Origin of the sequence: Paraburkholderia sp. A3BS-1L, from assembly GCF_051125215.1 — a bacterium.
Classification (GTDB): domain Bacteria; phylum Pseudomonadota; class Gammaproteobacteria; order Burkholderiales; family Burkholderiaceae; genus Paraburkholderia.
The window spans coordinates 988,593-1,006,586 of the sequence record NZ_CP120444.1 but is presented as its reverse complement, the minus strand read 5'-3'; the positions used below and the strand labels follow the sequence as shown (position 1 = coordinate 1,006,586).

At 64.1% G+C, this 17,994-nt stretch carries 16 protein-coding genes; 9 read left to right on the top strand and 7 right to left on the bottom strand.

Annotation, left to right across the window (positions count from 1 at the left end; genetic code table 11):
• Positions 1–62: 62 nt before the first annotated feature.
• From P5W99_RS29710 to P5W99_RS29695, 4 genes are all read left to right on the top strand, one after another.
• The gene (locus P5W99_RS29710) at positions 63–1,472 is read left to right on the top strand and encodes a uracil-xanthine permease family protein (protein WP_434664705.1); all 1,410 of its coding nucleotides are present in this window, start codon (positions 63–65) and stop codon (positions 1,470–1,472) included.
• Between the two features lie 26 nt (positions 1,473–1,498).
• Positions 1,499–2,986, top strand: coding sequence for an amidohydrolase family protein (locus P5W99_RS29705; protein ID WP_421027403.1), 1,488 nt, complete (start codon positions 1,499–1,501; stop codon positions 2,984–2,986).
• A 69-nt stretch (positions 2,987–3,055) separates the two neighbouring features.
• Complete coding sequence (locus tag P5W99_RS29700) at positions 3,056–3,772, top strand: sulfite exporter TauE/SafE family protein (RefSeq protein WP_421027402.1); 717 nt, start codon at positions 3,056–3,058, stop codon at positions 3,770–3,772.
• A 128-nt stretch (positions 3,773–3,900) separates the two neighbouring features.
• Positions 3,901–4,953 carry a porin gene (locus P5W99_RS29695; RefSeq protein WP_434664703.1) on the top strand — a complete coding sequence of 351 codons (1,053 nt, stop codon included), beginning with the start codon at positions 3,901–3,903 and terminating at the stop codon, positions 4,951–4,953.
• Between the two features lie 124 nt (positions 4,954–5,077).
• Here P5W99_RS29695 and P5W99_RS29690 read toward each other — a convergent pair whose 3' ends face one another.
• The gene (locus P5W99_RS29690) at positions 5,078–6,457 is read right to left on the bottom strand and encodes an MFS transporter (protein WP_421027400.1); all 1,380 of its coding nucleotides are present in this window, start codon (positions 6,455–6,457) and stop codon (positions 5,078–5,080) included.
• 916 nt (positions 6,458–7,373) lie between these two features.
• Here P5W99_RS29690 and P5W99_RS29685 point away from each other — a divergent pair.
• The 3 genes from P5W99_RS29685 (at position 7,374) to P5W99_RS29675 (ending at position 9,908) form a co-directional block, all read left to right on the top strand.
• Positions 7,374–7,925: a hypothetical protein gene (locus P5W99_RS29685; RefSeq protein ID WP_421073372.1), complete on the top strand. Its 552-nt coding sequence runs from the start codon at positions 7,374–7,376 to the stop codon at positions 7,923–7,925.
• 427 nt (positions 7,926–8,352) lie between these two features.
• On the top strand, positions 8,353–9,000 hold the full coding sequence (locus P5W99_RS29680; RefSeq protein ID WP_421042748.1) for a hypothetical protein: 648 nt from the start codon (positions 8,353–8,355) through the stop codon (positions 8,998–9,000).
• Between the two features lie 263 nt (positions 9,001–9,263).
• Entirely contained in the window at positions 9,264–9,908 is a 645-nt protein-coding gene (locus P5W99_RS29675; protein WP_421027397.1) for an FMN-dependent NADH-azoreductase, read from the top strand.
• 22 nt (positions 9,909–9,930) lie between these two features.
• Here P5W99_RS29675 and P5W99_RS29670 read toward each other — a convergent pair whose 3' ends face one another.
• Positions 9,931–10,887, bottom strand: a complete 957-nt coding sequence (locus tag P5W99_RS29670) for a LysR family transcriptional regulator (protein ID WP_421027396.1) — start codon at positions 10,885–10,887, stop codon at positions 9,931–9,933.
• A 101-nt stretch (positions 10,888–10,988) separates the two neighbouring features.
• On the opposite strand from P5W99_RS29670, the gene P5W99_RS29665 reads away from it, so the two are divergent.
• A complete protein-coding gene (locus P5W99_RS29665) occupies positions 10,989–12,347 on the top strand; it encodes an NAD(P)/FAD-dependent oxidoreductase (RefSeq protein ID WP_434664700.1) in 1,359 nt (452 codons plus the stop codon).
• Between the two features lie 49 nt (positions 12,348–12,396).
• Here the strand turns inward: P5W99_RS29665 and P5W99_RS29660 are convergent, their stop codons facing one another.
• The 4 genes from P5W99_RS29660 to P5W99_RS29645 are packed head-to-tail and all read right to left on the bottom strand — an operon-like array spanning position 12,397 to position 16,095.
• Positions 12,397–12,633, bottom strand: coding sequence for a helix-turn-helix domain-containing protein (locus tag P5W99_RS29660; protein ID WP_421027394.1), 237 nt, complete (start codon positions 12,631–12,633; stop codon positions 12,397–12,399).
• A gap of 17 nt (positions 12,634–12,650) precedes the next feature.
• Positions 12,651–13,787, bottom strand: coding sequence for a DUF2817 domain-containing protein (locus P5W99_RS29655; RefSeq protein ID WP_434664698.1), 1,137 nt, complete (start codon positions 13,785–13,787; stop codon positions 12,651–12,653).
• A gap of 18 nt (positions 13,788–13,805) precedes the next feature.
• The gene (locus P5W99_RS29650; RefSeq protein WP_434664696.1) at positions 13,806–15,017 is read right to left on the bottom strand and encodes a 2Fe-2S iron-sulfur cluster-binding protein; all 1,212 of its coding nucleotides are present in this window, start codon (positions 15,015–15,017) and stop codon (positions 13,806–13,808) included.
• Between the two features lies 1 nt (position 15,018).
• Positions 15,019–16,095, bottom strand: coding sequence for a Rieske 2Fe-2S domain-containing protein (locus tag P5W99_RS29645; protein ID WP_434664694.1), 1,077 nt, complete (start codon positions 16,093–16,095; stop codon positions 15,019–15,021).
• A 143-nt stretch (positions 16,096–16,238) separates the two neighbouring features.
• Here P5W99_RS29645 and P5W99_RS29640 point away from each other — a divergent pair, with 143 nt between their 5' ends.
• Positions 16,239–17,186 (top strand): LysR substrate-binding domain-containing protein, encoded by a 948-nt coding sequence (locus P5W99_RS29640; RefSeq protein ID WP_421027390.1) that lies wholly within the window; start codon positions 16,239–16,241, stop codon positions 17,184–17,186.
• A gap of 13 nt (positions 17,187–17,199) precedes the next feature.
• Here the strand turns inward: P5W99_RS29640 and P5W99_RS29635 are convergent, their stop codons facing one another.
• On the bottom strand, positions 17,200–17,973 hold the full coding sequence (locus P5W99_RS29635) for an ABC transporter substrate-binding protein (RefSeq protein WP_421028011.1): 774 nt from the start codon (positions 17,971–17,973) through the stop codon (positions 17,200–17,202).
• Between the last annotated feature and the right edge of the window lie 21 nt (positions 17,974–17,994).

Here is a 17,994-nt window from a genome sequence, read left to right as displayed (position 1 = left end):
CCAGAACAACGACACACCCTCGCAGACGTGAGGCGGTCTGCGGCACATGGAGACACGCAGTCATGACGAAAGCCCAGCAGGTTCACCCTGTCGACGAGCGCTTGCCGCTCGTCAAACTGATGTTGTTCGGCCTGCAGCACGTGCTGGTGGTGGCCGCTTCCCCCATCACGGCGGTCTTTCTGGTCGCCAAGGCGCTCGGCCTGCCGCCCGCGCTGACCGTCGACTTGATCAGCGCGACCTTTCTCGTCTGCGGAATCGGCACGCTGCTGCAGTCGTTCGGCCCGCTGCGCTTTGGCGCGCGCCTGCCGTTCATCATGGTGCCGGGCGGCGCGCCGGTGGTCCTGTTCGTGCTGATCGCGCAGCAAACCGATCTGCGCACGGCTGCCGGCGCGACCATCCTCACAGGCCTGTTCTACTTTTTGCTGCTACCGGTGTTCCGGCGCTGCCTGCGCTTTTTCCCGCGCATCGTGATCGGCACGATGCTGATCCTCGTCGCCGTCAACCTTATCCGCATCTACGGCGTGGTGATCGTCGGGCGGCCCGGCACCGCCGAGTTCGGCAGCCCGGCCGGAATCGGCCTCGCACTCGCCACGGTCGCCTTCACCGTGCTGTTCGCCAAGCTCTTCAAGGGCATGCTCGGCCAGCTCGCCGTGCTGCTGGGGCTGCTCGCGGGCGCGGCGCTCGCCTCGGTGCTGGGCTTGATGAGTTTTGCCGGCGTCTGGAGCGGCGCGCTCGTCACGCTGCCCACGCCGCTGCCGTTCGGCATGCCGCGCTTCGACCTCTTCGCCGCGCTGCCGCTCTTGATCTTCAGCGTGATTTCGATGGCGGAGGCCACCGGCCAGACCGTGGCGATCGCGGAGATCGTGGGCAAGGAAATCGACCCGCGCGTGGCCGTGCCGCGGACCATCCGCGCCGATGCGCTCATGTCGATGGTCGGCGGATTCTTCGGCACCTCGCTCATCATCACGAGCAGCGAGAACATCGGCATCGTGGAGGCAACCGGCATCCGCTCGCGCTTCGTCACCGCGATGGCCGGCGCGCTGCTGATCGTGATCGCGCTGCTCGCGCCGCTCTCGCGCCTCGCCAACGCCATTCCCGCCGCGGTGGTGGGCGGCACCGCGCTGATCGTGTTCTCGATCATCGGCGTCATGGGCATCAACCTGCTGCGCCAGGTGGACCTGCGCGCGCGCGCCAACATGTACACGCTAGCCGCCGCGCTCACGATGGGCATCCTGCCGATCGTCGTGCCCGGCGTCTACAGCCGCTTTCCCGCGACGCTGCAAATCGTGCTCGGCAACGGGCTCGCGATGGGCGCGCTCACCGCCGTGATCGTCAATCTGATCTTCGAACACCTGAGCCTGCGCTGGCGGCCGCGCGCAAACCGCACGGCCCATGCAGCCCATGCAGCCCATGCGCCCCATGCGGCCGGCGCGCTCGATGCAGCCGTCAACGAAACCCCCTCCTGCCACTGAACCCCATACAGCCCAACTTCTTCATCATGCAAACTCGCTCCACAGCCGCTTCGCCCCGCTCCCTTTCGCGCACGGAACTGTGCGCCGATGAACTGCTGCTGCTACCCGAAACGCTGCTGCTCGCCGATGGTCCGGTGCGCGAGCATGCGGTCGTGGTCGCCAACGGGCGCTTTCGCGACATCGGCCCCGCCGGCGAACTGGTGGCGCGCTACCCGCTGCTGACGCCGCTCGCGCTGCCGGGCAAACTGCTGATGCCCGGCTTCGTCGACGCGCATCACCATCTCACGCAGTCGTTCGGCAAGGCGCTCGCGTTCGGCGAGCCCTCGGAGATCTACCGCCGCATCTGGGTCCCGCTCGAGAACTGCCTCGACGAAAACCTGCTGTATCTCTCGACCAAACTCGCCGCGCTCGAAGCACTGCGCGGCGGCTTCACGACCGTCTGCGACGCCGGCACGCGCTCGGACAGCGATATCTCGACGATCGCGGCGGCCACCCAGGAAGTCGGCGTGCGCTGCGTGCTCGGCAAGATCTGCAACGACCTCGCCGACCATATCGACACCCGCGAGCGCGGCGCCATCGTCGCCCGCGCGCAGGCCCATCTGGCGCATTGGAGCGGCCACGCGCTCGTGCATCCGTCGCTGGCTATTTCGGTGCCCGAAGCAGGTTCGGACGGCATGCTGCAAACCGTGGCCGCCCTGTGCGCCGAGGCCGGCGCGGTGTTCCAGACGCATGCCAACGAGCACCTCGCCGCCGTCGAGCGCTCGATCGTCGCGCGCAAGATGCGCCCCATTGAGCACCTTCACCATGCGGGCGCATTGGGGCCGCAAACCCTGATTGCGCACGCCACGCTCGTTACGCCTTCCGAGCTGAACCTGCTACGCGACACGGGCGCGGCCGTGAGCTACAACCCCGTCGCGAGTTCATGGAAGGGCAATGCGGTGGCCCCGGCGCTGCAAATGGCCGCGCTCGGCATCCGCTTCGGCCTCGGCACCGACGGCACGCGCAGCGACGCATTCCGGCTGCTCGACGCGGCCGAGACCGCGCAGCGCTTCGCCTTCGGCCTCGCAACGGGCGACTCGTCGTGCGGCGCGGGCAAGCTCTGGCTCGATCACGCGCTGCGCGGCGGCGCCGACGCCGTGCGCCTTGGCGCATTGACCGGCGAAATCGCGCCGGGCAAGGCAGCGGACTTTCTGCTGGTGGACCTCGATGTGCCGGAAATGCGGCCCTCGTGGGATCTCGAATGGGAGCTCGTGCGCCTCGCCAATCGCAGCCAGATCGATGCGGTGTTCGTCGCGGGGCGCCTGCGCCTGTGGCACGGCTGGCCCATCGACTGGGACGCGCGCGCGCTGCTGCGCGAAGTCGAAGAAGCCGCTGCCGCTGTCGTTGCGCGCGCACCTATCCAGCGGGTGCACGCCGCGCCCTTGTCGGCCACACCGGCCGCCCCCACGGCTCGCGGCGCCCTGCAGGCGCAGCCCGCCGCGCAAACCCTGGCGCCACTGGTATCGAGTCGTTGAAACACGCGGGCGCGTGACGCCGTTCGATCCGCCCCGCGCATAGCTGTCCATCCTTAGGAGAACCCTTCTGTGAGTCTGACCGTATTCCTCATTCTTGCCGCCACCGTGACGATTGCCGCGTTCATTCAGGGCGCAGTGGGAGTGGGCTTCGCGCTCATCTGCGCCCCCGTGATCGGCTTGATCGATCCGGGCCTGTTGCCCGTGTCGCTCCTGATCCTGATGCTTCCGCTCAACGTCTATCTCGCGTGGCGCGAGCGCCCGGCGCTCGATTCGAGCGGCACGCTATGGATCACAGTCGGGCGCACGGTGGGCGCCGTGGGCGGCGTGCTGATCATCTCGCGCATCTCGGCGCACGACCTGAACCTGTTCATCGGCGCATCGACGATTGCCGCCGCTGTCGCGACACTGTGCGCGCCGACTTTCGCGCCGGGCCGCAACGCGCTGATCACGGCAGGCGCCGTGACGGGCATCACCGAAACCGCGACGGGAATTGGCGGACCCGCGCTGGCGATGGTCTTCCAGCACTATCGCGCGCCCGCGCTGCGCTCGACCATCGCGCTGTGCTTCGCGATCGGCGAAGCGGTCTCGCTGGTGATGCTCAGCTTCACCGGCCAGATCAACCTGGACCGGTTCGTTTCCGCGCTGCTGCTCGTGCCGCCCGTCATTCTCGGCGCCTTCATCAGCCAGCATGTGCACCGGCGACTGAACAGCAAAGTCTTGCGCATCAGCGTGATGGGCTTCGCGATCGTTTCGGGCGCGGCAATCCTGTATCAGACCTTGAAGTGAATCCATGAAGTAAATGCAGGCACAGCTGGCCCGGTTCGGGCCGGCTCGTTCAACAGAGCAAATCGAGCATCGCGAGGAGACCCCCAATGAAGAAGTGTTTGTTGGCGCCCGTGTGCATGGCGCTTGGCATGACTAATTTTTCTGCTGCATATGCACAAAGCAGCATCACGCTGTATGGCAGTCTGGACGCGGGCGTGGGCTACGTCAGCAATCTGCATGGCTCGCACGCGTTCATCGCCGAACAGGGTACTTTCCAGGCCGACCGCTGGGGCCTCACGGGCACCGAGGATCTGGGCGCGGGGCTGAAGACCGTGTTCAAGCTGGAGTCGGGCTTCTCCACGCTGAGCGGCGCAATGTCGAGCGCAGGCACGCTCTTCAACCGCCAGGCCTGGGTGGGTCTTGCGAAGAGCGGCATCGGCACCGTCACGCTTGGCCGCCAGACCGACTTCCACTTCGAAATGCTCGGCCCGCTGTCGACCGCCCAGTCGCTCGGCGACTTCTCCGCCTTTCATCCGGGCAACGTCGACGGGCTGGCCAATACCGTGCCCGTCGAACTGTCCAATACCGCCAAGTTCGTGAGCCAGCCGTTCGCAGGCCTCACCATTGGCGCGCTCTATGGCTTCACGAATTCAAGCAGCAGCACGACGGGACACACCATCAGCTTCGGCGCGAACTATGGCTACGGACCGCTAAAGCTGGCCGCCGCGTGGTCGGAGTACCACGACCGCGCGCTCAACCTGGCCGGCGGGCTGGGCCTGAATGCGTTCGAGGGCGTGAACCTGTCCAACGGCGCGCCGGTCGTGGCCGACCGCGTGCGCAATGCGGGCATCGGCGGCAGCTATCAGTGGGGGCGAGTCCAGTTGCATGCGCTCTACACGCAGGTGCGCATCGAGCGGCATGGCGAGGCGCAGGACTACCGCACCATCGACGGCGGCGCCAATTTCCAGGTCACGTCCGCCTATATGGTGGGCGCGGGCGCGTGGACCACGACGCTCGCCGGCAAGCGCTGGACCCAGGCAACGCTCGCCAATGTGTACTCGCTCTCGAAGCGCACCCAGCTTTATATGGACGTGATGGTGGAACGGGCCTCATCGGGCGCGGTTGCCAGCACGATGGGGATAGGCGCGTCGTCTTCGGGCTCGCAGACGGTCGTGCTGGCCGGCATTCATCACTTCTTCTAGCGCGCCGACGATCACGCCGACCGAACGCGCCTCGCCCACCACCGGCTGCGCCGTGACTTTTACTTCTCACTGCGCCCGCCTGGACCTGCCCCGAGCCAGGATTTTCCGCAAGCTCCCGCTGGTGCTAGTGCGAAAACCCGGAGGCCGTTTCGCTGAGACTCTTGCCCCGGGTTTCAGGGGCTAGCCATTGCGATACGCCGGCACCGACAGCGGCGATGCCGGCGGCAATCAGTATGGTCACTGAGGGGCCGAGATTAGCGATGGACCAGGGCATCAGGAAGGTGCCGAGGCCGGCCCCGATCCGGCTGAACGCGGCAGCGAAGCCCGTCCCGATCCCGCGGATCTCTGTGGGGAAAACCTCGCCAGGGTAGATGCAGGTTAGCGTGCCGCAGCCCGCGTTAAAAAACGAGAATGCGAGAAACAGGCCCAACACGGCCACGCCAGGTGCATCTGTCCACACGCCGAGGATAACGAGGATCACAGTGATGATCCACTGCGGCGGCACCGTCAGCGCACGGCGGCCGGCCTTGTCGATCAGCAGGACCGTCGCGACACTTCCGGCCAAAGCAACGGCGGACAATCCCACTCCTCCGGCGAGCCCGCCACCGAGGCCGAACTTCTGCAAGACACTGTCGGCGAATGTGGCGATCGCAAAGTACGGCGTGACGACACAGAAAAAGAAGAGCGACACGAACAGTGTGACCCGCCAGTACTGGCGGGAAAACAACATCCCGAAGCCACCGCCCGAATGGGGCGCCTCGCGCTCCATGTCGAGCATATCGGAGGCGCTTTCCATATACCGATAAGCGATGGAGCGGGCCTTGTCCGTACGATTCTTGCTCCACAGCCAGCGCGGTGACTCGGGCATGCCAATCCGGCCAAGGAACAATGCCATCGCGATGAAGGTGCTGGTGCCGAGGATGTTTCGCCAGCCGAGATCCGTATACCGGTCCAGACAGTAGCCCACGACGAAGGCGAACATGAAGCCGGCATACCACGCGATCAGCGTCAAGCCCATGAGCCGTCCACGGATCCGGGCTGGCGAGAACTCCGACAACAGTGGCCAACCAACCGAGTACTCCGCGCCGATTGCGATGCCCATCAGCAGCCGCACCACGAACAGTTGCAGCGGTAACGCGATAGATAACTGCGTGGATCCGACGAAGAACTGCATGACCGACGCAATCACAAACAACCCCATGTCGAGCATGAACAGGGGTTTGCGACCGAACTTGTCGCCAGCCCACCCACCCAACGGCGAGCCGATGAGGATGCCGAACAGCGCGCCCGCCGCGATCAGGCCTTCCCAGACCGCCGATATGCCGAGTTCGGCGGTCATTTTGCCGGACACCGGGCCGACAATCCCGAGAATATAGCCGTCCAGGAACGTGCCGCCGGTAAGCACGATGATCATTCTGATCATGAAGCGTCGTTTAAACGCTGCAGATGTCTCTTCCTCCATCGCGACGGCGGAAACCGCAGCAGCCTTTTCTAGCGAGGTCATGCGTATCTCTCCATTTTTTGCGGCACGCATCAGCGACGCCTCAATGCCGTACAGCGCCGCTCGAGCGGTTCGCCACAAGCGGGCAACTGGCCGGTTCGTGATGAAAATGGCGGTGGGCAGGCGTGCAATGGCGTCAGGCCAGACTCCACGTTCGAACTAGCCGCGCAGATCAAAAATGCAATCGACGCATTGGCTAGCGATGAAATTTTTGGGCGAGCCACCAGACGTTGCGGCGCAGGTATTGCTACGCCATTCACCCACCCATCGCGCTGCCGAACGCCGCGGCGCCGGTGGCGCGCTTGAGCAGAGCATCGTCAAGCGATGATGTCCGCGAGAATGGTGGGCGAGAGTGAGGATAGAGCATCCACAGTGCGCCATTCGCAAACGATTCCACTGACTGTCTCCGGATATTGCACAACGAATCCGCCCCGTGCACACCTTCGATCAGTCATGCACTGATCGGGTGCGCTTTCAGGGTTGATGGCGCCGGCGAATTCTTTGAGTGCCATAGTGATGCGAAGGCGGACTACGTTAGAATCCAACTGCTTGGCACCAGGCGACGTTATTTCAAACGATTCTATTTATCTGCACGAAATCGAACCGCAAATAAACCGTCAAGAATCGGCCAGTAAACGACATCAGCACGATGTTTCGCTTCGTTCTTCGTCCGGTCAACGATCAGTGCGAATGTGGCAACCGGTTTGGGCAGCGGCTTGCCTGCAATACCCAAAGGGAATCCGCGTCGTTACGGGTTTGGGCTGCTGACGATGAAACATCGTCTGCTCCCCTTTTGGGCCGATGGGAAATCTGCTATGGATATCCTCGCCATTCCTGAAGCGCATCAAGGTCGACTGACTGCGACAAGCCGTCCAGGGCGTCACCTCGTCACTTAGCGCAGGCACGTGCTATCTCGATAATGAATGGGGCCGCACGTCCCACCATGAGCAGACCAACAAGTCGAGAGGCCATCCCCATGACCATTACCAGCGACACAGCGCGAGGACACGCTATCGAAGTCAAGATCCCCGACGCCCCGGTTTTCAATGTTTGCCCCGAGCTCGGTTATTTCGAGGTGCTCGGCACCATGGAGCAACTCGCTGCCGAATCACTGATTCCGGACGGGCTCGAATGGCCCGCCGGTTTCACGCATCGGATCTGGAGCGACGGAAAATTCGAATGGTGGTTGCGCCGGCAGCGCCCGGCGGGCGCGCGCGGCCCACGGCGGTTCTATGCGGAGTTCGATTACTGGCGGCTGCGCTCGACCGTCTGCGGGCGGTCCATGAATATCGCGCAGGCGCAATGGATGCGCCGCGAAGCCGACAAGATTGCCGCGATCGGAAGCTGGACCCGCGAGGATGAGATGCAGCTTCACGCGGCGGCACGGGCGCACCGCGACGCCGCTTTCCAGCAATTCAAGCAACTCGTTCCGGCGCTCGCCGATCTGTCGAAGAAACGCCGCCGCGCATAAGCGCAATCCATGCCCCGGTGCGCGCACCGCCTCCGCCTCCTGCGTCCGCCCGCGATACCAAGGGCAGTAAGCCAGCGTCAACGCCACGAGAAACTGCACGCCGCGCAGCAAGGTCATGCGGATTCGCACGTCACGAAGGTCGTCAACAGCACGGCCGTCATGAGCCCCGCCCCCAGCAGCGAAGTCACCGGATAGCCTCGAATCCGGAACGCGAGCGTCCGCGCGCCATGGACATGGCACGCCGGGCTTGAATAGGCGTTCGGATTCGCGCAGCCCGTAGAAGTCAGGACATCACGATTTCCCCCACCATGTACGACGCGTTTGTCCTAGTATTGTTAGACGATTCCCGAATTCGCCCTATACGTGCCACCCGACAGTCGACAGAAGCAAGGGGAAAGTCATGCCAATGGAAAGACCGTGGAGAAGCGTGTTCCAGCCCGGCGATTACATATTTGGCTATGCCAATACGATCACGGGATTTGTGGAGGCGCATAAAAGCGAAGGCGCCTCGAACGAGGACAAGATTCAGGTGCTTTCTACGGACCGCTCGGAAGCCTTGAATGGAAAGGGCAAAGCAGCAGACAAGGAGTCGTTTTTGAAATCGCTGGAGCAACACCCAAAGTTCTCCGCCATTATCAGCGATTCGGAGAGAGGCATTCGCGCACCTGCACTCGATGGCTTGAAGCCCGGCGACGTGAAGAACAATCGGGACTGGCGCATCAAGTCCAAGGGATCGCTCTACTGGGCCACCATCGATGTGCATAAACACGTGCATTTCATACTAGATGGCATCGACATGGATGAGGTAGTTCACAAGACTCACACCACCGGGCCAATGCATGGTCGGGATACCCCTTCGGGAACACCAAGTTCGCAAAAAACCAGGACGATCACTCACGCCGAATTACGCTGGATCTACCGTAACAAGGTCTTGCCGCAAGTCCGGGAGCACGTTCAGTTCTGGCTGAACGGTGTATGTTGCGAGCCGCCCTGGCGGACAGATCCGGGGCTTTGGTCTCACTACGTTCCCAGAAAGAGCCCAAGCACCCCAGGGATAGAATTTGAACTCGATTAATCGGCGGCCAATGTCTGCTTACATTTGCCGAAATCTGCTGAGTGACGACGTATGGAAAAAAGTCGAAGCGATCTCGCCGGCCAAAGACTTATCAGCACCGTGGTATGAACGACATGTGTAACCCGATGGTGCCGCCGCGCGCGTGGCTTGATAGGATCGTTCCTTAACGCATATAGCGCAAAAACCGCACTCGCCTCGCGAACATCGATCTTCACGAACGTTCCCGGATTGGATCGGTGCATGGAATCGGAGGCCATCGAGGCGTGAACCAGATCTTGCATATCGAGTGCAGCCCGCGCGGCGACGCCTCGGTCAGTAGCCAGGTGACGCGCTACGCGGTCGAGTCGCTGCTCGGTGAAAACCCGGACGCACGTGTGCAGCGGCGCGATCTGGGCAATGCTCCGCCGCCGCACCTGAGCGCCGAATTCGTCGATGCCATGCTGGTCGCGCCCCACGCGCGCAGCGCCGCGCAACACGGCGCACTCGCGCTTTCGGAACAACTGATCGAAGAACTCGAGTTGGCCGACGTAGTCGTGATGGGCACGCCCATGCACAACTACGGGCCGCCCTCAGGGCTCAAGGCCTGGCTCGATCACGTCATGCGCCTCGGGCGCACCTTCACCATGACCGCGCAAGGCAAGATCGGCTTGCTCAGGGATCGCCCCGTGATGGTCGCGGTCTCGTCGGGCGGTCTCTTTACCTGGGGCGGCGCGGCACGCCAGCCCGACTACCTCACGGGCTACATTCGCGCGGTGTTCGCGACCATCGGCATACGCAATGTCGAGTTCGTCACCGTCGAAGGCATGAGAAACGGCCGCGAACAGGAAGCCATCATGCTCGCCAGCGCGCGCCGCTGGATCGACGCCAACATCGTCGCGCTCAAGCGCAGGCAGCCACGGGGCATTTGAGCGCGCGAGCGCGCCTGGCTCCCTACTTCCTGCGCCGCGCGCCGGAGGAAGACAACATCGCCAGATCGATCACCGGCGCGCCCTGCTCGACGAGGAAATCGCGAAACAACCCGGTCACCTGCGAAATGCGCCGGTCGGCCAGCGTCACCACATACCATTCGCGCTCGACCGGATTGCCCGCGAACGGCAGTTCCTTCAGCAGCCCCGCGCGCAGTTCCAGCGCGCATGCATGACGCGACAGGAACGCCACGCCGAGCCCCGCTTCGGCCATCTGCTTGATGGCCTCGTTGCTAGATAGTTCGGATCCCACATGAAATCGGTGACCCGATGTCTTGAACAGACTCTCGACAGTCGTTCTCGTCCCGGCGCCGCGCTCGCGCACCAGCAAATGCGCCGATTCCAGGTCCTTCATTGAAATACGCTTGCGCTGCATGAGCGGATGGTCGGGCGCAGCGACGAACACCATCGGATGCTTCGCGAACTCGGCCGCATGCGTGCGCAGTTCCTTGGGCGGACTGCCCATGACCGCGAGGTCGATTTCATGCGTGGCGAGCATGCGAATGATCTCTTCGCGATTGCCCACCTTGAAGTAGGTCTTTACATGCGGGCGCGTCGCCGTGAATCGGACCAGCAGCGGCGGTATCAGATATTCGGCGGTGGTGATCGCGCCGATGCGCAAGCTGCCGCCCAAATCTCCCTTCAATGCCGCCACTTCGTCGCCCGCTTCCTGCCAAAGATGCAAGATCTCGCGCGCATAGCGCCCCACGATTTCGCCCGCCGTGGTCAACTCCACGCCCCGGCCCACACGCTGCAGCAACGCCGCGCCCACCGCTTCCTCCAGCAGGCGGATCTGCAGCGAGACGGCCGGCTGCGTCAGATGCAGCTCCTGCGCCGCGCGCGACACGCTTCCGAGGCGCATGACCATGTCGAGCGCCTTGAGCTGCCGGAACGTGGCCGCCTTACCTATTAGTGAAAGCATATGGGTCGCCTATAAACATTAAATTGTTCTTGGGTTCGCGAAACGATATCGTGAAATCCAGTCGCGCGACATTCAAACCGATTTCATTCTGGAAGACAACCATGGCACTCATCCCTGGCATTCTCGCGAAGGCGCGCGCGGCTAATCTGCCCCGCATCCTGATTGTCGGCGGCGGCGCCGGCGGCTTGCAACTCGCTACGCGCCTGGGCAGCACGCTCGGCCGCCGCGGGCAAGCGCACATCGTGCTCGTCGACCGCTTGCCGACGCACTTCTGGAAGCCGCTTCTGCACGAAGCCGCATCGGGCCACCGCGACCCCGCTTCGCATACGATCGAATATGCGGCGCAGGCAAAGCGCCACGGTTTCGAGTTCGTGCAAGGCGAATTGCAATCGGTCGATCGCGCACGCCGCATCGCCACCATCGGCGCGGTGCTCGACCACGACGGCGCGCAGATCGTGCCGCCACGGGAAGTGCCGTACCACGACCTCGTGCTGGCCGTCGGCAGCGTGACCAACTTCTTCAATGTGCCTGGCGCCGCGCGCTACGCGCTTCCGCTCGAACACGTGGGGCACGCCGAGGATTTCCGCAAGAAGTTCCTCGCGGCCTGCGCGAAGGTCAATCACCTCGCCGATGCGCCCGGCGCGCCGCTCGTTCGGCCGGTGTGCATCAACGTGATCGGCGCGGGCGCAACCGGGGTGGAGCTGGCCGCCGCGCTGCGGCACGCAGTGGGGCAACTCGCGGCGTACCGCTTCCGGGCGCTCGATCCCGACCGCGATGTCCAGATTCGTCTGATCGAAGGCGCGCCGCGCGTGCTGCCGGTGCTCGACCCGCGCATTTCGGCGCGCACGCAGGCGCAACTCGAGCGTCTGCATATCGAAGTGCTGACCGACACGCGCGTGGCGAGCGTCGAGGAAGATGCCATCGTGACTTCGACCGGTGCAGTACTGCCCGCCGATATGACGATCTGGGCCGCCGGTGTGGCCGGGCCCGCGATGCTGCGCTCGATCGAGGGACTGGCGCTGAGCGCGTCGAATCAGGTCATCGTGACGGATACCTTGCAAACGCCTGACGATGCGCACGTGTTCGCGTTCGGCGACTGCGCAGCCTGCCCGGTCGGCGGTTCGAGCCGTTACCTGCCGCCGCGCGCCCAGGTCGCCCACCAGCAGGCGGTCTACTTGAGCCAGGCTTTCGCGCGGCGCATCGCGGGCAAGGCGGTTGCGGGCTTCGTGTTTCGCGACGCCGGCACGGTAGTCTCGCTCGGCGAGTCCGGCGCGCTTTATCAGGCGGACCTGCGCTTGCGCGAGCGCTCCGTGATCGTCGACGGCCTGGCTGCGTCGGGCTTGTACCGGCTGCTGTATCGCAAGCACCTGTTGGGCGTGCACGGCACCCGGCGCACGCTGCTCCAGACGCTGGGCCAGTTTCTGCAGCGCTACAACCGGCCCTCGATCAAGCTGCATTGAAGCATGACGGCGGCGGAGCGCGAATCGCGCATCGGCTCCGCTGCCCCGATCACGCGTCGTGCCCGGCCTCGATCGATTGCCACGTGCTGCGGAACCACTCGGCAATCGCCACGTTCTGCTCGAACAGCGAGTACTTCACGCCGCCGCCGTCCCACTTCTCCTCGAGATTGAGCAGTTGCCGGTTGACGGCCGAGCCGTCCACATGCAAACGCCGCGCGGCCTCGCGAATGGATCCGCAGCGGCAGATCATGTCGAAGTAGCGAATGGAGCGGGCGTGGACGTTCACGCGGCGATACCAGCAGATCAGGCCACGTTTCGAGGCGCTGCCGTGGGCGCAATGCCTGGCAGCGCCGCCAGCGCGCGCTCCCAGATCTGCCGCGTGCGCAGCCACACGAGCTCGCGCCAATCGGCATCGGCGGGCATGAACGCTTCGAACAGCGCGCGGCTGATCGCGCGGCCTCGCGCGTCGCGCGGGTCGCCGTACAGGTGCAGCCAGTGGTCGTCGCGCAAGGCCGTGTGCATGGGCGCTTCCGGGTACGTGCCGCATTCGATCACGAGCTGCATCAGATGCGTATCCGGCAACGCGTCCAGCAGCGCCTGCGAGGCGTAGCCCGTTGCGCGCGCAACTACACCGGTTTCGCTGATGGCGGCATCCGCGTGCGTGAGCAGCGTGTAGAGCCAGGGGCCGTAAAGGCGCTGCGCGTCGGCCAGCGCGGGATAGGTCGATTGCGCAATCGCCATCAGCATCGGATGGCCGAACGCGCCCGCCCCGGTATGCAGATCGAACGAAATCGCCACCTGGGCCGGTTTGAGAAAGCGCTGCACAATCTCGTGCAAGGTCCGGTTGGACCATGTTGCAGCCTGGCCGCCATAAAAGAGTCCGTCCGCGTGGCGATATTGGCCCGCGCCCACGATCGCCTGCACACCCGACCAGCCGAGCGACTCGACTTGCCGCTCCAGCAGCGTATCGGCGTGGTGCCGCTGCGGACCGTCGATATCGGGGCACACGTAAATCTCATGCAGTTCCTCGTAGCGCGGATTGAGCGGCAATGGCGCGTCGAAGTCGACGTAGTTGCGATTCAGATCGACATTGTCTTCGTTCACGCGCCTGACCCACGCGGTGCCCCACGGATTGATCAGGTGCACCATCATCACCGCGACATCGTCGGGCAGGCTTCGCGCGGCCAACTCATGCAGCCATTGCGTCTGGCACGTCGATCCGTAGTAGCCCTCCACCCCGTGCGTACCCGACACGGCCACCAGCACGCGGCGCGCGGCGGCGTTGCCCAGCCAGGCGACGTCGGTCGCGAGCGCCTCGCCGTTGGGGCCCTTGAGCGGATGCGCGTAGCTCGTCACCGTTGCCCCCGCCAATTGCGCGGCGTGAAGAAAATGTTGGCGCTGGGCCGCGAAATCCGGTTCGACGGGAAAGCCGATCTTCATGAAATCCTCTGCGAGCCATCAAGCGGGTTGTGGGGAGCGCGCCGCGCCGCTTTGCGCGCACGCCTCGGACAACGCGAGCGTAACGTGTCCCGCGGGTTTCGCGCAGCAAAGCAGCACCGTACCTTCAGCGGGCGGGTCGAGTGGCGCAGTGGCGTACTCGACGTTGCCTTGCGCCAGCCGCGTCACGCAAGTATTGCAGATGCCGACACGGCAACTGAACGGCACGGCATAACCATGTTGCTCCGCCAATTCGAGCAGCGACTCGCAGCGATCATCCCACGCCACGGGCGCAGCGTCCGGATGAAATCGAACAGTGGTTGCGTGCGCATCGATTTCCCGGATCGTCTCCGCGCGCGGGACCGCATCGGGCGATGTTTCGCGCGCAGGTTCCACATCGGCATCGGCTTCCAGCACGGTTGCAGGGCCGAAGAACTCGTAATGAATGCGCTCGCGCGCCACACCGAGGCTGCGCAGGAGCCGCCAGTTGGCCTGCATGAACGCGGGCGGCCCGCATAGATACACTTCGTAGTCGTCGAGCGGCAGCAAGCCTTGCAGCGTCTCGCGCGTGATCAGCCCCTCGCTGTCGAAGGTCTGTGCCCGACGATCTTGCGCGGCGGGCTGCCGGTAGCAGACGTGCACGCGCACGTTCGGACACTCGGCCGCCACCGCCTGCACTTCGCGGCCGAACGCATGCACCGCGCCGTTCTCGCACGCGTGAATGAAATACACGCGCCGGTCCCGCGCGCCCGCCATCGCCCGAAGCCGATGCAGCATGCTGACGAGCGGCGTCAAACCCACGCCGCCGCTCATCAGCACGACGGGCCGCGTGATGTCGTCGCCGCACACGAACGCGCCCGACGGGCCCGCCGCTTCGAGTTCGTCGCCAACCTGCACCGCGTCGTGCAGATACGACGAGCCGCGGCCCGGCGCCAGGTCCTCGCGCCCTGCCGGGGCCGGTTCGCGCTTGACGGAAATCCGCCAGCGCGCCGTATCGGCCGGGTCGCCCGAGAGGCTGTAGGTGCGCAGCAGAGGCTCGCCGCCCGGCAAGGGCAAGCGCAAAGTCACGAACTGCCCGGCCACGAACGCAGGCAACGCCTCGCCATCGGCAGGCACGAGTTCGAACGAAACGATCGATGCGCTTTCGCGCGTGCGCGCGCTCACGCGCAAGCGGCGAAAGCCAGTAGGCGCACGGCTCGCCAGTTCCGCCGCGGTCTTGCCAGCGTCACTCATTTCATGGCTCCACGCGCTCGCGTTGCACGACGTGAGTCGGCGCAAGCGAAAGATTTTCCGTCTGCTGCTCGCGCTCGATCATCTGCGCGAGCGCGCGCCTGAAGCGCAGCGGCCCCGCGTCGATGGCGAGGTCGATGTTCGGCGTGCGCGCGTTCTGCATGCCCGCGTGCACGGCCGTCAACACCGCGCGGTCTTCCTCGAACGCATGGCGCACGTCCTCGTCGAACTGACGCGACACCTGTTCATCGTCGGGCGCGAAGTTGCGCGTCTGAAACCAGTAGTAGCGCGTATGCGATGCGTCCACCGGCGTCATGAAGTTATACGAGTTCATCAGGAACACATCGGTATGAAGCGGTGCATCGTCGCCGCCCGTACCGGCCGGCGTGAAGACAGCCTTGATGATCGCGTGCGACGGAAAACGCACTTCGTAATGCTGCTTGCGGTCGCAACGTCCCGCGAAGCGCACGAACTGCGCGTAGAACGGTGCCACCTCCACATCGCGCATCCAGCGCGACACGGTCACGCCGTGCGCGGTCGCCTCCGTCTTGAGCGGTTCCGCTTCGCAGGCCGCATTGCCGAACGACGAGCGATGCACCCACGCAACGTGCGAAGGGTCCAGCAGATTGTCGGTGACATAGAGATAGTGGCAGTCCACCGTCATGGCATCGCCGCGATTCATGCCCCACGCCGGATCGCCCCATTCATCGATCTGCACGATCTTCGCGGGATCGGCCTGTGCGGGATCGCCCATCCAGATCCAGAGCAGGCCGTAACGTTCCGCCAGCGGGTAGCTGCGCACTTTCGCGCCGGAAGGGATCCTCGCGCTGCCCGGCGCGCGTACGCACGCGCCCTCGCAATCGAACGTGAGACCGTGATAACCGCACTCGACTTGATCGCCGACGAGCCGGCCCATCGAAAGCGGCAGCTTGCGATGCGGACACGCGTTTTCAAGCGCGACAGGCGTGCCGTCCTCGCGCCGGTACAACACCACGGACTCGCCCAACAGCGTCACTGGCGAGAGTTCGCGCGTCACTTCCGCGTCCCATGCCGCGACGTACCATGCATTCCTCAGAAACATTCCGTTGCCTCCACCTTGACGATTTCGTGTATTGGGTTCCAAGGATAAAAAGCCATAAAGCAAAAGAATAGATGTAAAAACCTGCCTGTTCGTTTAGAGTTTCTAAACCGTGAAATCCCGCCAGCGATTCGAGCGATAACGAAATGACGACGAACAGCTTTCCTCCATTGCGCGCGCTGCAGATCTTCGAAGCCGTCGGCCGATGCGGCGGCATCACCGAAGCAGCCCGGCGGCTAGGCATTTCCGCGGGCGCGGTCAGCCAGCAGATCAAACTGCTGGAAGACACGCTGGGAATGCATCTCACGCAAAAGGACGGCAAGCGGCTGCGCCTCACCGCGATCGGCCGGCAGTACCACGAGAGTTGCGCTGCGGCCTTCGAAAGCCTGCGCGTGGCGCATGCGGAAATAGAACGCGCGAAGAACACGCGCAATCTGAGTGTCAGCGCGCTGCCTTCGCTGGTGTCGAAATGGCTCGCGCCCCGCGTGCTCGAATGGCAGCGTCAGCATCCCGAACTGAGTGTGTATCTCGATGGCACGCACACAGAGCCGTCGCCGGACGGCTACGAAATCGACTTTCGCATCAGCTATGGCGAGCGCGGCTTGAATACGGAGAATGCGGTTGAACTGTTCCGCGATTGCGTGGTGCCCGTGTGCAACCCGCGTCTGCTGGAGTCGGGCACGCCGCTCGAGACGCCGGCCGGTCTCCTCGCCTACCCGTTAATCACGGTGGACTGGCAGCCGAAGTTCGCCTCGCCGCCGTCATGGCGCGAATGGTTCGCCGCCAACGATGTCGATTGCGCCGATTTCGACGAAAACCGCCTCGTGTTCTCGCTTTCGAGCGTGGCGATTCAGGCGGCCATCGACGGCTACGGGTTCACGCTCGCGCAAGGCTCGATGATTACCGACGACCTGGCCGCAGGCCGCCTCGTCATGCCTTTCGCGCTCGGGCTTGCGTTGCCGTCGCCCTACTTTCTCAAGTGGAAGCCGAACGCATTCGACCGGCCGCATTGCCGCCAGTTTCACCGCTGGCTCGTCACCCGTGGCAAGGAGCAGCAGCAGCGCAACGAGAGCCTGCTGAGCGTGATCGCTTGAGGCTCCGGAAACTTCAACTCGCCAGCACGTCGAAATCAAAATAACGCCGCGCGATCTTTTGATAGGTCCCGTCCTTGATCATCTCGCCAATCGTCTGATCGATCATCTCGCGCAATGCGTTATCGCTCTTGCGAAAACCGATTGCCGCGCCGGCGCCCAGCGTCTTCGCGTCGTTGACCGGCGCGCCAAGAAACGCGTAATCGCGGCCCAGCGGCGTTTTCAGAAAGCCGTTGCTGCCGGAAATCATGTCGGTCAGCGTGGCGTCGAGGCGGCCCGCGCGCAGATCGGTGTAGACCACTTCCTGATTCGCGTACGAGGTCACGTTGATGCCCGCCGGCGCCCAATAAGCCTTCGCATAGGCCTCCTGCGTGGAGCCTTGCGCCACGCCGATATTCTTGCCCTTCAATGACGCGACCGTTGGTTCGAGCCGCACGCCGCGCGGCCCGATCAACGCGCTCGGCGTCTTGAACAACATGGTCGAGAAGGCCACTTGCGCTTCGCGCTGCGGCGTCACCGACATCGCGGACATGATCGCATCGAACTTGCGGCCCTGCAGTGCAGGAATGATGCCGTCGAACGCGGTTTCGACCCAGATGCACTTTGCGCGAAGCCGCCTGCAGATTTCGTTGCCGAGGTCGATTTCGAAACCCACGAGCTTGCCGTCCGGCGCTTTGGACTCGAACGGGGCATAGGTCGGATCGACGCCAAACTTCAACTCGGTCAATTCCTTCGCGTGGGCGGAAAGCGCCGCAACGGACAGCGCGACGCACACCAGCGTCTTCTTCATGGCAATCATGGGCATTCCTGT

Excerpts from the sequence above, each read along its gene's own strand:
- P5W99_RS29640 (WP_421027390.1), top strand. The coding sequence starts at position 16,239 with ATGACGACGAACAGCTTTCCTCCATTGCGCGCGCTGCAGATCTTCGAA.
- P5W99_RS29670 (WP_421027396.1), bottom strand. The coding sequence starts at position 10,887 with ATGCTTTCACTAATAGGTAAGGCGGCCACGTTCCGGCAGCTCAAGGCG.
- P5W99_RS29650 (WP_434664696.1), bottom strand. The coding sequence starts at position 15,017 with ATGAGTGACGCTGGCAAGACCGCGGCGGAACTGGCGAGCCGTGCGCCT.
- P5W99_RS29690 (WP_421027400.1), bottom strand. The coding sequence starts at position 6,457 with ATGACCTCGCTAGAAAAGGCTGCTGCGGTTTCCGCCGTCGCGATGGAG.
- P5W99_RS29685 (WP_421073372.1), top strand. The coding sequence starts at position 7,374 with ATGAATGGGGCCGCACGTCCCACCATGAGCAGACCAACAAGTCGAGAG.
- P5W99_RS29710 (WP_434664705.1), top strand. The coding sequence starts at position 63 with ATGACGAAAGCCCAGCAGGTTCACCCTGTCGACGAGCGCTTGCCGCTC.
- P5W99_RS29705 (WP_421027403.1), top strand. The coding sequence starts at position 1,499 with ATGCAAACTCGCTCCACAGCCGCTTCGCCCCGCTCCCTTTCGCGCACG.
- P5W99_RS29645 (WP_434664694.1), bottom strand. The coding sequence starts at position 16,095 with ATGTTTCTGAGGAATGCATGGTACGTCGCGGCATGGGACGCGGAAGTG.
- P5W99_RS29665 (WP_434664700.1), top strand. The coding sequence starts at position 10,989 with ATGGCACTCATCCCTGGCATTCTCGCGAAGGCGCGCGCGGCTAATCTG.
- P5W99_RS29655 (WP_434664698.1), bottom strand. The coding sequence starts at position 13,787 with ATGAAGATCGGCTTTCCCGTCGAACCGGATTTCGCGGCCCAGCGCCAA.
- P5W99_RS29635 (WP_421028011.1), bottom strand. The coding sequence starts at position 17,973 with ATGAAGAAGACGCTGGTGTGCGTCGCGCTGTCCGTTGCGGCGCTTTCC.
- P5W99_RS29695 (WP_434664703.1), top strand. The coding sequence starts at position 3,901 with ATGACTAATTTTTCTGCTGCATATGCACAAAGCAGCATCACGCTGTAT.